Genomic DNA, 12,967 nt, shown 5'->3' with positions numbered 1-12,967 from the left:
TGATTCGCGAAGTCTGATTAGAACAAGCGGGCTGCTTCGATGGCGTTGACCTGCCTGGACGGGCGTTCACCATGGGTACTGCTGTGCTCTGGAATATCAGCGAAAGGGTTGGAGAAGAATGGACACAATCTTGGTGGAAAAACGGGCGGGGGTGGCCTGCATCACGCTGAACAGGCCCCACGTCCGCAACGCGATCAGCCTGGAGATGGCGGAGGAACTGCGCCAGACGGTGAGCGCGTGCGAGGAGGACGACGCGGTCAAGGTGCTGGTATTTACCGGCATGGGCGACAGTTTCATCTCCGGCGGCGACCTGCGGCAGTTCATGCAGGCAAGGGGGAGGGAACAGGCGCAGCCGATTCTCGACCGCGTGGCCGGGCTGCTCCGCGCGATCGACAACTGCAGCAAACCGACCATTGCGATGATCAACGGACACGCCATCGGGGGCGGCTGCGAGTTTGCGATCTCCTGTCACTTTCGCTTCGCCGCCGAGACGGCCGTGCTCGGCTTTGTCCAGATTGGCCTCTCGATCACGACCGGATGGGGCGGAGGGTCGCGCTTGCTGGACAAGCTGCCGGAGTCCAAGGCGCTGGCGCTTTTGCTGACGGGTAAGCGGGTTAGTGCGCAAGAGGCGGAGCGCTATGGGCTGGTGGATGCGGTGTATCCCGCAGATCGCCTGCGTGAGGAGACGGAACGCTTTGCCGCCGAGATCGCCGCGCAGCCGCTTTCCGGTATCCGGGCGTACATGCAGCTGTTGCGCTGGAAGCGGGACGGGTTGAGCCTGGACGAGCGCATCCGCCGCGAGGTCAGCCAGTGCGCCGAGTTGTGGGGCAGCGACGATCACGTTTCCGCGGTGCAGCGGGTTCTGCGAAAAAACTAGCGGTTTGACCAAGCAAATCCCTCCCGTTTAAACCCTTTTGTGTCTGGACATACTTTTTCTAGTAGAAAGCGATTCTACCAGAGTAGGGAAAAGCATAGGATGAATTACATCATCATCCTATCAAGGTAACGGGAGGGACATTTTTTATGGCAGCTTCCAGACAAGATGCATGGACGGAAGACGACGATCTGGTGCTGGCGGAAGTCACCTTACGCCATATTCGCGAGGGCGGGACACAACTCGCCGCATTTGAAGAAGTGGGACAGCGGCTGGGCCGAACTGCCGCCGCCTGCGGGTTTCGTTGGAACAGCTGCGTGCGCAAGCGGTATGACGCGGCGATTCAGATCGCCAAGAGCCAACGCCAGCAGTTGAAAAAAATGGGGCGGTTGAACGCGCGAAACAACGCGCTTGACTCGGCCAACACTGCCAAGTCGGGAGGCCAGCTCCTGCTGGGAGAGGGCGCAGCTGCGGCAGACGACGAGCAGCACATCGAGGCCGTCATAAGGCTGTTGACCAACCAGAAGGAGATCGTGCGCCGCTTGAAGCAGCTGGAACAAGAATTGGAAGGAAAGAATGCGGAGATAAAAGAGTTGAAAGAGGCCAACGAACGGATGAAACAAGAGCTGGAGCAGGTGCGCGGGGTCAATGAGGACTACAAGGCACTCGTGCAGATTATGGACCGCGCCCGCAAACTCGCTTTCTTGCAGGAAGAGGAGGCGCCCAAGGCGATTTTCAGGATGGATGAAAACGGCAACCTGGAGCGCGTGGAAAAGTGAGCGTGCAAACGTGCCAACAAAAAAGAAGCGGACAAAACCGCTTCTTTTTTTGACGCGTGGATGGTGCAAAATCCCTCAGTCCTGCAGGCCGACACCTTCGGGCAGCCAGACGTACGGGTTCTCGCCGCGGTCGCGAATCGGGTTGTACTTGACCGGAGTGAAGCCCATCTTCAGCCAGAATTGGTCAGCGCGACAGCGGGAGTTGGTCTTGATGGGGGCACCAAAGCTCTTGGCGTGGTTGACCAGAGCCGTGCCGTAATCCTTGCCGCGGTAATCGGGCAGCACTTCCAGTTTCCACAATTCGTAATAATCTTGAGCCGGTTTGAAGTAGCGGTCGTACTTGCCGTCGATTTTGTACAGGCTCATCCGTGCCACCAGCAGGCCGTTGTCGTAGATTCCGTAAAAAGGAGATTCCGAATCGTTTTCCACGATGTTCGCCTCCAGGTCTTCCTTCATGGAAAGCTCCTCCAGGCCAAATTCGCGGAATTTTTGAAACTCCTCCAGAGTCTTGTAATTGATCCGTAAACGTTTTACTTCATACATCGCTTGCCACTCCTCTCACGCGCATTGCCTAACCTTCATGGGCTACCTACATTATACACCAAAAACCTCCTTCCCGAGCGATTTTCTCGTGTTGATTTCTTGGGTATCCCAGAAATTGGATAGGCTATCATGGAAGAAATTTAAATTTCAACTAGAACTATGGACGGTCTCATGGCAAAATAGAGAGTAGCAAAACAATTTCGAACAATCGCACCGCATGCAATGAAAGCGTTTTCGAGCAGCGGACGATTGATCGCCGAAAGGAGCGTTGCCATGCGCAAAGTACTGATTGCCAATCGCGGGGAAATCGCGCGGCGGATCATCCGCACCTGCAAAGCCCAGGGAGTGGCGACAGTGGCCGTATATTCGGAGGCGGATCGCAACCTGCCGTTTGTCAGGGAAGCGGACGAGGCCGTCCACATCGGACCTCCCCCTGTGCCGCACAGCTATCTCAACGTGGAGGCGATCATCGCGGCCGCCAAAGAGACCGGAGCGGATGCCGTCCATCCGGGCTACGGCCTGTTGTCGGAAAACGCCGCGTTTGCACGGCGCTGCCGCGACGAAGGACTGGTCTTCATCGGGCCGTCGCCGGAGGTGATTGCGCAGATGGGGGATAAATTGACGGCCCGCCGCGTGATGCGGGAAGCAGGTGTACCCGTGGTGCCCGGCTGCGAGGAACCGGTGAACACGCCGGATGAAGCGGCCAGGGTGGCGGCCGAGATTGGCTATCCAGTCATGCTCAAGGCCAGCGCGGGCGGCGGCGGCATCGGCATGCAGATATGCCGCGACGAAGCGGAGCTGCGCCAGGCGTTCCAGTCGGCCAGGGGCAGGGCCAAGGCGTATTTTGGTAGCGACGCCATGTACGTGGAAGCGTATGTGGACAGCCCTCGCCACATCGAGGTGCAGATCGCGGGAGACGCGCATGGCACCGTCATTCACCTGCTGGAGCGGGAGTGCTCCATCCAGCGCCGCCACCAGAAGGTGCTGGAAGAAAGCCCGTCCCCGTTCCTCGACGAGCTTGCGAGACAGCGGCTTTGCGAAGCTGCGGTGACGGCTGCCAGGGCGGTCGGGTATACCGGCGTCGGCACGGTGGAGTTTATCATGGACGGGAACAAGAATTTCTATTTCCTGGAAATGAATACCCGGCTGCAGGTAGAGCATCCTGTCACTGAAGAGATGACCGGTCTCGACCTGGTCGCGCTGCAGTTGGAGATCGCCCGCGGCAACGCTCTGCCCGTCGCGCAGGGGGATGTCAAGGCGCTGCGCCATGCGATCGAGCTGCGGGTGTACGCCGAGGATCCCGTCACCTTTTTGCCGTCTCCCGGAACGATTACGTACTACCGGCCGCCGCAAATGGACGGGGTACGGGTGGACGACGGCGTGGAGACCGGCACGCAGGTAACGCCGTTCTACGACCCGATGATTGCCAAGGTGATCGCCTCCGGCACAACCCGCGAAGAAGCGATACAGCGGGCACGGGAAGCGATGCGGCAGTTTGAGGTTACCGGGATCAAGACCAACATTCCGTTTTTGCTGGAGGTCTTGGGCGACGAGGCATTCCGGCGAGGCGTGTACACCACGCGCTTTGTAGAAGAGCGAAAAGAAAAAACAACGTAAGGAGAGCATGATGATGAAAAACGTGACAGCATCCATGGCAGGAACCGTTATCAACGTGCTGGTGCAGGCAGGCGACCAGGTGAACCAAGGTCAGGACGTGGTCGTGCTGGAGTCGATGAAGATGGAAGTGCCGATCCAGGCGGAAGCGGACGGCAAAGTGGTTGAAGTAAAAGTAAATGTCGGGGACTTCGTCAATGACGGAGATGTCATCCTCGTACTGGAGTAGTTTTTAGAATGATTCCAAACTGAGCGCCCGCTAGGAAAGGCAGGTGGCCTGCATGCAGGTGCAGATTGTAGAAGTAGGGCCGCGTGACGGCCTGCAAAACGAATCTCAAATGGTGCCGACCGAGGCGAAAATCCGGCTGATCGGCCTGCTGGCCGAGGCGGGACTGCGCCGGATCGAAGCCGGCTCATTCGTCCATCCGCGCTGGATTCCCCAATTGGCCGACACGGCGGACGTCTTTCGCCAACTGCCGCGCAACCCGGACGTGACGTACAGCGCGCTCGTGCCCAATCTGCGCGGGCTGGAGCGAGCCAGGGAGTGCGGGGTGACGGAGGTGGCGGTATTCATGTCCGCCTCGGAGACGCACAACCGCAAAAACATCAACAAAAGCATCAGCGAAACCTTCCCCGTTCTCAGGGAAGTAGTCCAAGAGGCGCTGACGCTGGGCATGCGCGTGCGGGGATACGTCTCCACCGTGTTCGGCTGCCCGTATGAAGGGGCCGTCCCGCTGGACAACAGCCGGCGGGTGACGGACGAACTGCTCAAAATGGGCGTCTACGAAGTCTCCATCGGCGACACCATCGGGGTGGCCACGCCCCGTCAGGTGCAGGAGACGTTTTCAGTGCTTGTGAACGATGTTACGAGCGAGCGCTTGGCCGGTCATTTTCACGATACCCGTGGAACGGGCCTGGCCAACGTGGCGGCTGCCCTGGCCGAAGGAATCCGCACATTTGACAGCTCGATCGGCGGTTTGGGGGGATGCCCGTACGCGCCGGGGGCGAGCGGTAACATTTCCAGCGAAGATTTGGTTTACATGCTGCACGGCATGGGCTATGAGACTGGCGTGGATCTGCAGAAGCTGATCGAGGCGGGCAGTTACATTCAGCGGCAGTTGGGGCGCCCTCTGCCGTCCAAGGTGCTTGCGGCCAGTCTGGCGCAGGCGGAAACCTGCGCAAAGAATGAGGCGGAAGGGGATACGGCATGAGCGTACTGCTGCGAAAAGAGGGGGCCGTCGGCGTGCTGACGCTGAATCGGCCCGAGGTGTACAACTGTCTGAACCTGGAGACGCTGTTCACGCTGCGTCGGCTGATTGCCGAGATCGACGCGGACAGGGAAATTCGCGCCGTCGTAGTGACCGGTGTGGGGGAGAAGGCGTTCTGCTCCGGCGCCGACTTAAAGGAGCGGCGGACGATGACGGAGCTTCAAGTGCAGCTCTACATCCGCACCATCCGGGATACGTTCAGTGAGCTGGAGCGTCTGCCCAAGCCGGTCATCGCCGCGATCAACGGCGTTGCGCTGGGCGGCGGAACGGAGCTGGCCCTGGCCTGCGATCTTAGGGTGATGAGCGAGACGGCCCAGATGGGGCTGACGGAGACGTCGCTTGGCATCATTCCCGGAGCGGGCGGGACGCAGCGGCTGCCGCGCTTGATCGGCAAGGGGAAGGCCAAGGAGCTGATTTTTACCGCCCGCCGCGTCAACGCCGAGGAGGCGCTGGCGATCGGGCTGGTCAACCGCACGGTTCCGCGCGATCAGGTGATGACGTCCGCGCTTCAGCTGGCTGAGGAGATTGCCGCCAACGCGCCGCTTGCGCTGGCCCAGGCGAAGTTCGCCATTGATTACGGGATGGAGGCCGATCTGGCGACGGGGTTGGCGATCGAGAGCAGCGCCTACCAGGTGCTAATCCCCACCCGCGACCGGCTGGAAGGGCTGGAAGCGTTCAGGGAAAAGCGAAAACCGGTATATCGCGGAGAATGACGGGAGGAACGGCAGATGAGCAAGCAGTTGGAACAGACGCTGAAAGAACGGATTGCCAAGGTGAAGCAGGGAGGAGAGGAAAAGTACCACGCCAAGCTGAAGGAGCAGAACAAGCTGTTCGTCCGCGACAGATTGAAGCTGTTGTTTGACGATGAGTTCATGGTGGAAGACGGCTTGTTTGCCAATTTCACCGCGGGTGACCTGCCGGCAGACGGGGTCGTGACCGCCATCGGCAAAGTGAATGGGCGGACCGTCTGCGTGATGGCCAACGACGCGACGGTCAAGGCCGGTTCGTGGGGAGCGCGGACGGTGGAAAAGATCATCCGCATCCAGGAGACGGCGGATAAAATGCGCGTGCCGCTGATCTACCTGGTTGATTCCGCCGGCGCACGCATCACCGATCAACTGGAGATGTTCCCCGGCAGGCGGGGAGCGGGCCGGATCTTTTACAACCAGGTGAAGCTCTCCGGCAAAATTCCGCAGGTGTGCGTCCTGTTTGGCCCTTCCGCCGCTGGAGGAGCGTACATTCCGGCGTTTTGCGACGTGGTCATCATGGTGGACAAAAACGCCAGCATGTACCTCGGGTCTCCCCGCATGGCGGAAATGGTAATCGGCGAAAAGGTGACGCTGGAGGAACTGGGCGGCGCGCGCATGCACTGCTCGGTGAGCGGCTGCGGCGACATTCTGGCGGCCAATGAAGAGGAAGCGATTCAGGCAGCCCGTCGCTACCTCAGCTATTTGCCGGACGACTACACGAAAGAGCTCCCTGTGGAAGCGGCCCGGCCACCCAAACCGGATGCGCGGGACATCAACGAGATCGTGCCGGAAAACCAGAACACGCCCTTTAACATGTACGACTTGATTGATGCACTGGTGGACGAGGGTTCGTTCTTTGAGATCAAGAAGCTGTTCGCCCAGGAACTGATCACCGGTTTTGCCCGGCTGGAAGGAAAACCGGTCGGCATTGTTGCCAACCAGCCTCGGGTGAAAGGAGGCGTGCTGTTCGTCGATTCGGCCGACAAGGCGGCCCGCTTCATTACCTTGTGCGACGCGTTTCGCATCCCGCTGCTGTTTCTCGCTGATGTCCCGGGCTTCATGATTGGCACCGCCGTAGAGCGGGCCGGCATCATCCGGCACGGCGCGAAAATGATCGCGGCCATGGCGGAGGCGACTGTGCCGAAAATCTCCGTGATCGTGCGCAAGGCGTACGGCGCCGGCCTGTATGCGATGGCCAGCTCGGCGTTTGAACCCGACGCCTGCCTGGCACTGCCCGGCGCGCAGATCGCCGTGATGGGGCCGGAAGCGGCGGTTAACGCCGTCTACAGCAACAAGATTCAGGCGATTGAAGACCCGCAGGAGCGGCAAGCGTTTATTATGGAAAAACGACGTGAGTACCAGCAGGATATCGACATCTACCTGCTCGCCTCCAACCTGATCGTGGATGCGATCGTGCCGCCGAGCGAACTGCGCGGCGAGCTGATCCGCCGTTTCGAGATTTACAAGAGCAAGCAGCAAATCTTCTCGGAGCGCAAGCACCCGGTATACCCGGTGTAGATGTGCCAGACAGACTGTCTTCGGTGAGGAGGCAGTCTGTTTTTTTTTTTTTTTTTGTGAAAAACAGGCTGTGGCGCTGCTTGGCAGCCAACGGGAGGTATGCCTTTACAAATAAGAAGGTTTAACCTGAAGCGATGGCGTTGCGTTTTGTTCACTCAGATTGACCGCTGCTGTCGGCACGTGTGCTGACGGACCGCTCGGGCGGAAAATGTTTCGATAATTTCGACCTTTTGCGCACATTTCATTGAACATTGATCGCAAACCTGCTATTCTTGAAATAAGTATTGATTAATGTAGGTGAACAAATGCAGTCGGAAGCGATAACGTTCCACCCGGTGGTAATCGGCGGCGGTTCCGTAGGATTGCTGTACGCGGCCCGTTTTTTGCTGAACGGCCAGTCGGTCGAGTTGGTTACCCGCACCCGTGAGCAGGCCGCGCTGATCGGCGACCGGGGGCTGTCCCTGTACACGCTGGACGGCCGACGGGAAACAGTCGCGGTCAACGCTTCTCCGATAGACGACGGATTGCCGGAGGGCGATCTCTACCTGTTGGCCGTGAAGCAGACTGCCATCGCCGAGCTGCTGCCGCTGCTGCGCCAACTCCCCCGCTCGGCGCGGGTGCTGGCCCTGCAAAACGGCATGGGTCATCACGAACAATTGGCGGAAGGGCTGGAGCCTGGGCAGCATTTTTACGCGATCAATACAGAGGGGGCGCGCCGCCTGTCGCCGTTCGAGGTGGAACACACCGGCACCGGCCTGCTGCGCGTCGGACCCTGGACGGCTGAGCCTGTGCGCGATCCGCTGATTGCCGCGTTTGTCGCCTGGGCCAACCGCTGCGGCATCCGCGCCGAATACGTGGACGCTGTCGAGCCTTACGCCTGGCGCAAACTGCTGGCCAACGCGCTGATTAATCCCTTGACCGCGTTGTTCGAGATTCCCAACGGCATGCTGCTCGATTCACCGCACACGCTTAGGCTGATGCGGGAATTGTTTGACGAAGCGGCCGCCGTGGCCAACCGCTGCGGTCAAAAAATTGATGAAGCAGATTGGCAGGAAATTGTATCCATTTGCCGAAATACTTCCCGGAATCTTTCCTCCATGCTGCAGGATATCAGACGGCACCACCGGACGGAAGTGGACGCGATCAACGGGTACCTCGTGGACACGGGAAAACGGACCGGCACGCCCGTTCCGCTGCACGAAACGCTGTTGCGCGCCGTACATCTCAAATCAGGCATGGAAACCGCGAAAGGAGAGGCGGCACATGACCGTTTTGGGTAATCTCTGGTCGTTTGTTTGGGCAGTGCTGACCCATGTGTGGGCTCTGTTGACCGTTTTTCCATTTCTCGGGTTTCCGCTGGCGTATCTGATCGTGCACGCGTGGAAACGGGACCGGCGGCTGGCCGGCCGCTGGGCGGTTAATATCACGAATTTTTTGTTCATTCGCGCTGTCGTGGCCGCCTATGGCGTGATCTGGCCGGATGCGCTTTCCGCTTGGTGGTGGGTGATCGTGTTTTTCCTCGTGACTGTAGGCTTGCTGAGTTGGCTGCAGGTGAAGTGGAAGAGAAAACTCTCCCTGCGGAAGGCCGGTTTTTCCGCGTGGCGGTTGTCGTTTCCCCTGTTTGGACTGGTTTACGTGGTGCTCTTTGCGATGGGGATCGTCAAGACGATGAGCGTCGTCTGAATCCACCGGCGGTATCAATACATATCCTGAAAAGAAAGAAGGTAGGACAATGATGCGGCTTCCCATCGAGTCGATCGGACACAAGATTCGAACGATTCGGAAAGAACGCGGCTTCACGCTCGAAGTCATGGCCAACAAGACAGGACTGAGCAAGGGCTTGCTCAGCCAGGTGGAGCGCGGCATTTCCCAGCCCTCGCTGGATTCGCTGTGGAAAATTACGAAAGCGCTTGAATCGTCGATCATTCACTTTTTCGAGGACATCGACCAGAAGCAGGTACACGTCACCCGCAAAGAGAAGCGCAGACAGATGATCTTCCCTGAATCGACCGGCACGTACAGTCTGCTTTCCACCGGCGGCAGCGGCAAATTGGGCATGCTGGAAGTCAGGCTGCAGCCGGGACAGATGGCGGCAGACCGGTTTGTGCAGGCAGAGGGCGAAGAGTGTTTTGTCGTCATCCAGGGACGCGTGACGGCGCGTTTTCATGACGAGGAGCATGAACTGGAAGCGGGTGACAGCATTTCGTTTGACTGTTCCAAACCCCACACCATTGAAAATACTGGCGACGGCGAGGCCGTGCTGATTTGGTCGATGACACCGTCGCAATTTTAAGACAGCACATTTGACTGCACTTAGACAACCCATTCAGCGGGTTGTCTTGTTTTTTTACGGAAAGGGGGCATGGTATAATTTGCAGTGACATGGCGTAAGAAAGGTGAGCATTAATGAAAATTGAATGCGTTGCGCTTCCTTTGGCGAACCCGCTGTCCAATGCGTACCAGCAGGGAAAAGCCGATGCGCTGCAATTCTTTGCGTACCATCCCTACCGTTCCGATTCGTACCGGGAGCGGATCGCGTGGCTCACAGAACGGCCCATCCCGCACCGGAATGAACTGGCGGACGGATTGTATGCCTACAACAGTCAGATCGGCAATCATCCGGAGGCGCTGGCGCAGATTGAACGGCTGCGATGTACGCAGACGCTGGTCGTCGTTGGCGGCCAGCAGGCCGGAGTGCTGACAGGACCGCTGTATACGATCTACAAGGCTGTCCACCTGGTACAGGCAGCAAAACGGCTGTCAAAGGAACTCCAGACGGAAGTCGTTCCGGTGTTTTGGATTGCCGGTGAAGATCACGATATTGACGAAATCGACCACCTCTACTGGCTGGCGGAAGGGGGAACGGCTCTGCGCAAAGGACGGCTGGCGCTGCCGCGCAAAGGGCGCCCGTCGGCCAGCATGCTGCCCTTCGACCCGGATGAGTGCCGCCGCTTTCTGGCCGATTTTTTTGCCGACCAGACGGAAACGGAGTATACGGCCGTGATTCGGGATCTGTTGGAAGAAACGCTGGCTTCCTCCAAGACGTTGGCGGACTGGTTTGCCCGCCTGATGGCCCGCCTGTTCGGCAAGCACGGTCTGGTGCTGGTGGAGTCCAGCCTGCCGTTTGTGCGCAAACTGGAACAGCCGATGTTCCGCGCGATCCTCGAACAAAACGAACAGCTGGCCGGCCTGCTGATGGATGCCGCCGAACGGATCGAAGCCGCCGGATACCCGCAGCAGCTTCAGGTGAAGGCGCATCAAGCCAACCTGTTTCTCTACGAGGACCAAGACCGTTTGCTCCTGGAGCGCCACGGCGAACGGTTCGTGACGCGGCGTCGCAGCTACACTCGTGAGGAGTTGCTGCGGCTGGCGGAGATGGAACCGGAGCGCTTCAGCGCCAATGTAGTGACTCGCCCGCTGATGCAGGAGTATCTGTTCCCCACGCTGGCCTTTGTGGCCGGACCGGGTGAAGTGGCGTACTGGGCGTATTTAAAAGAAGTGTTTGAACTCTTTGGGCTTCGCCTGCCGATCGTGCTGCCCCGCCTGTCGGTCACCCTGGTCGAAGGGGCGATGGAGCGGCTGATGCGCGAGTGCGGCATTACCATTGAGCAGATGTTAAGGGATTTTGCCGGGTGGAAAGCCGAATGGGAGGCGCGGCGGGCACCGCACCCCCTGGCCGGGCGCTTCACGGAGGTGCGGGAAGGTTTGCTCGACATCTACCGTCCGCTCGTGGACGAGGTCATCCGCCTGGAACCGGGCATGCGTAAATTGGCCGAAAAAAATGTGGGCATGCTGATGGCCCAGGTGGACTTTTTGGAGAAGCGGCTGCTCCGCTTGCTGGACCAGCGGGAAGATGTGGGCCGGGTGCGGGTGCAGCGGCTGGAGGCTGCGCTTGCTCCCGAGGGAGCATGGCAGGAGCGGAAGCTGTCGTATGTTTCCTTTGCCAACAAGCACGGACTCGATCTGGTCGACCGTCTGATCGAAGCGCCGCTTGCCCACGACGGCAGGCATCACGTCATCTATCTGTAAATCATACAATTTCCTCTAAGATACAAGCACCCGCAGCAGTGCTTCTGACTGATGGCCAATCGATTGCAGCGAACGAGACACATGTTTCCAGGCTTCTTTGTCAGTGTTGACTGAGCCACGCTGAACCACGAGCGTCCGCTCCTGTCCGCGCAAGACCATTTTTGGTTTGAACAGGAAAAAAGGATGAAGCCTGCGAATGCGTATGATAAGATAATGATGGTGTTGCAGAGAAGAAGGAGGTTCGTCAAACCCATGAACATGGTTTCGGAAAGCATTGTAAAAGACATGTCATTGGCACCCAACGGTCACTTGAAGATCGACTGGGTGAAAGAACATATGCCCGTGTTGAACCGGATCCGGGAGCGCTTTGAACGGGAAAAACCGTTTGCCGGCCTGAAAGTGGCGATTTCCCTGCACCTGGAAGCAAAAACGGCATACCTGGCAAAAGTGATTCAAGCAGGCGGCGCCGAAGTGACGATTACCGGTTCCAACCCGCTCTCCACGCAGGACGACGTCTGCGCGGCCCTGGTGGAAGACGGCATCCGCGTATTTGCCAAGTACAATCCGGATCCGGCGGAGTACAAGGAGCACCTGATCAAAACGCTGGAGACCCGTCCGGACCTGATCATTGACGATGGCGGCGACCTGGTGTCCATCCTGCACAGCGAACGTCGCGATCTGCTCGGCCAGATTCGCGGCGGCGCGGAAGAGACGACCACCGGGATTCTGCGCCTGAAAGCGCTGGAAAAAGAGGGCAAGCTGGAGTTCCCGATGGTGGCGGTCAACGACGCGTTCTGCAAATACCTGTTTGACAACCGCTACGGCACCGGGCAGTCCGTCTGGGACGGCATCAACCGCACGACGAACCTGGTCGTCGCCGGAAAAACCGTGGTCGTGGTCGGCTACGGCTGGTGCGGCAAAGGCGTGGCGATGCGCGCCAAAGGCCTCGGGGCGAAAGTGATCGTGACCGAAGTGGACGCGATCAAGGCGGTCGAAGCGTACATGGACGGCTTTGAAGTGATGCCGATGAGCGAAGCGGCCAAACACGGCGACTACTTCGTCACCGTTACCGGCAACCGCGACGTGATCCGCAAAGAGCACTTTGAAGTGATGAAAGACGGAGCGATCCTCTCCAATGCCGGCCACTTTGATGTCGAAGTGAACAAGGTGGAGCTGGAAGCACTGTCGAAATCGAAGCGCACGGTTCGCAAGGACATCGAGGAATTTGTCATGGCGGACGGTCGAAAACTGTACCTTCTGGCGGAAGGCCGCCTCGTCAACCTGGCGGCGGGCGACGGCCACCCGGCGGAAATCATGGACATGACGTTTGCCCTCCAGGCAGTCTCTCTGGAATACGTCAACAAACACTACCAGTCGATCGGCAAGCGCGTGCTGAACGTGCCGTACGAGCTGGACGAAATGGTGGCGCGCTACAAGCTGGAGGCGCTGGGCATCGGCATCGACAAATTGACCGACGAACAAAAAGCGTATCTGGACAGCTGGGTCGAATAAGCGGCGAAACCCGTCCAAGTCCGGCGAGAAAATCAGCGAAAAAATCCTGCTTACAAAAGCAGGATTTTTTTTTATAATAAC

At 58.8% G+C, this 12,967-nt stretch carries 13 protein-coding genes; 12 read left to right on the top strand and 1 reads right to left on the bottom strand.

Features of this window, described 5'->3' with window-relative positions; all coding sequences use genetic code 11:
- Positions 1-118 precede the first annotated feature (118 nt).
- Positions 119-877, top strand: a complete 759-nt coding sequence (locus IRT44_RS18695) for an enoyl-CoA hydratase/isomerase family protein (RefSeq protein WP_230077177.1) — start codon at positions 119-121, stop codon at positions 875-877.
- 146 nt (positions 878-1,023) lie between these two features.
- Positions 1,024-1,653 carry an RsfA family transcriptional regulator gene (locus tag IRT44_RS18690; protein ID WP_171564398.1) on the top strand — a complete coding sequence of 210 codons (630 nt, stop codon included), beginning with the start codon at positions 1,024-1,026 and terminating at the stop codon, positions 1,651-1,653.
- 75 nt (positions 1,654-1,728) lie between these two features.
- Here IRT44_RS18690 and IRT44_RS18685 read toward each other — a convergent pair whose 3' ends face one another.
- Positions 1,729-2,196, bottom strand: a complete 468-nt coding sequence (locus tag IRT44_RS18685) for an N-acetyltransferase (RefSeq protein WP_171564397.1) — start codon at positions 2,194-2,196, stop codon at positions 1,729-1,731.
- A gap of 273 nt (positions 2,197-2,469) precedes the next feature.
- Here IRT44_RS18685 and IRT44_RS18680 point away from each other — a divergent pair, with 273 nt between their 5' ends.
- The 10 genes from IRT44_RS18680 to IRT44_RS18635 all read left to right on the top strand — a co-directional run bounded on the left by IRT44_RS18680 (position 2,470) and on the right by IRT44_RS18635 (position 12,886).
- Positions 2,470-3,813 carry an acetyl-CoA carboxylase biotin carboxylase subunit gene (locus IRT44_RS18680; protein WP_171564396.1) on the top strand — a complete coding sequence of 448 codons (1,344 nt, stop codon included), beginning with the start codon at positions 2,470-2,472 and terminating at the stop codon, positions 3,811-3,813.
- Between the two features lie 13 nt (positions 3,814-3,826).
- Positions 3,827-4,039 carry an acetyl-CoA carboxylase biotin carboxyl carrier protein subunit gene (locus tag IRT44_RS18675; RefSeq protein ID WP_171564395.1) on the top strand — a complete coding sequence of 71 codons (213 nt, stop codon included), beginning with the start codon at positions 3,827-3,829 and terminating at the stop codon, positions 4,037-4,039.
- 52 nt (positions 4,040-4,091) lie between these two features.
- Complete coding sequence (locus IRT44_RS18670) at positions 4,092-5,021, top strand: hydroxymethylglutaryl-CoA lyase (protein WP_171564394.1); 930 nt, start codon at positions 4,092-4,094, stop codon at positions 5,019-5,021.
- Positions 5,018-5,791, top strand: a complete 774-nt coding sequence (locus tag IRT44_RS18665) for an enoyl-CoA hydratase (protein ID WP_212131830.1) — start codon at positions 5,018-5,020, stop codon at positions 5,789-5,791. The genes IRT44_RS18670 and IRT44_RS18665 overlap by 4 nt, the downstream gene beginning before the upstream one ends.
- Positions 5,792-5,806: 15 nt before the next feature.
- The gene (locus IRT44_RS18660; RefSeq protein WP_230077176.1) at positions 5,807-7,345 is read left to right on the top strand and encodes an acyl-CoA carboxylase subunit beta; all 1,539 of its coding nucleotides are present in this window, start codon (positions 5,807-5,809) and stop codon (positions 7,343-7,345) included.
- 305 nt (positions 7,346-7,650) lie between these two features.
- Complete coding sequence (locus tag IRT44_RS18655) at positions 7,651-8,625, top strand: ketopantoate reductase family protein (protein WP_230077175.1); 975 nt, start codon at positions 7,651-7,653, stop codon at positions 8,623-8,625.
- Positions 8,609-9,028: a DUF3397 domain-containing protein gene (locus IRT44_RS18650; protein WP_171564390.1), complete on the top strand. Its 420-nt coding sequence runs from the start codon at positions 8,609-8,611 to the stop codon at positions 9,026-9,028. Before IRT44_RS18655 ends, IRT44_RS18650 begins: the two co-directional genes overlap by 17 nt.
- Before the next feature lie 52 nt (positions 9,029-9,080).
- A complete protein-coding gene (locus IRT44_RS18645) occupies positions 9,081-9,638 on the top strand; it encodes a helix-turn-helix domain-containing protein (RefSeq protein WP_171564510.1) in 558 nt (185 codons plus the stop codon).
- 113 nt (positions 9,639-9,751) lie between these two features.
- Positions 9,752-11,374, top strand: coding sequence for a bacillithiol biosynthesis cysteine-adding enzyme BshC (gene bshC / locus IRT44_RS18640; RefSeq protein WP_230077173.1), 1,623 nt, complete (start codon positions 9,752-9,754; stop codon positions 11,372-11,374).
- Between the two features lie 252 nt (positions 11,375-11,626).
- Positions 11,627-12,886, top strand: coding sequence for an adenosylhomocysteinase (locus IRT44_RS18635; RefSeq protein ID WP_171564388.1), 1,260 nt, complete (start codon positions 11,627-11,629; stop codon positions 12,884-12,886).
- Positions 12,887-12,967: the final 81 nt, after the last annotated feature.

It is taken from the genome of Brevibacillus sedimenti, from assembly GCF_020923495.1.
Classification (GTDB): domain Bacteria; phylum Bacillota; class Bacilli; order Brevibacillales; family Brevibacillaceae; genus Brevibacillus; species Brevibacillus aydinogluensis.
Note: the sequence above shows the minus strand (reverse complement) of the source record. Positions and strands in the feature narration are given on the sequence as shown.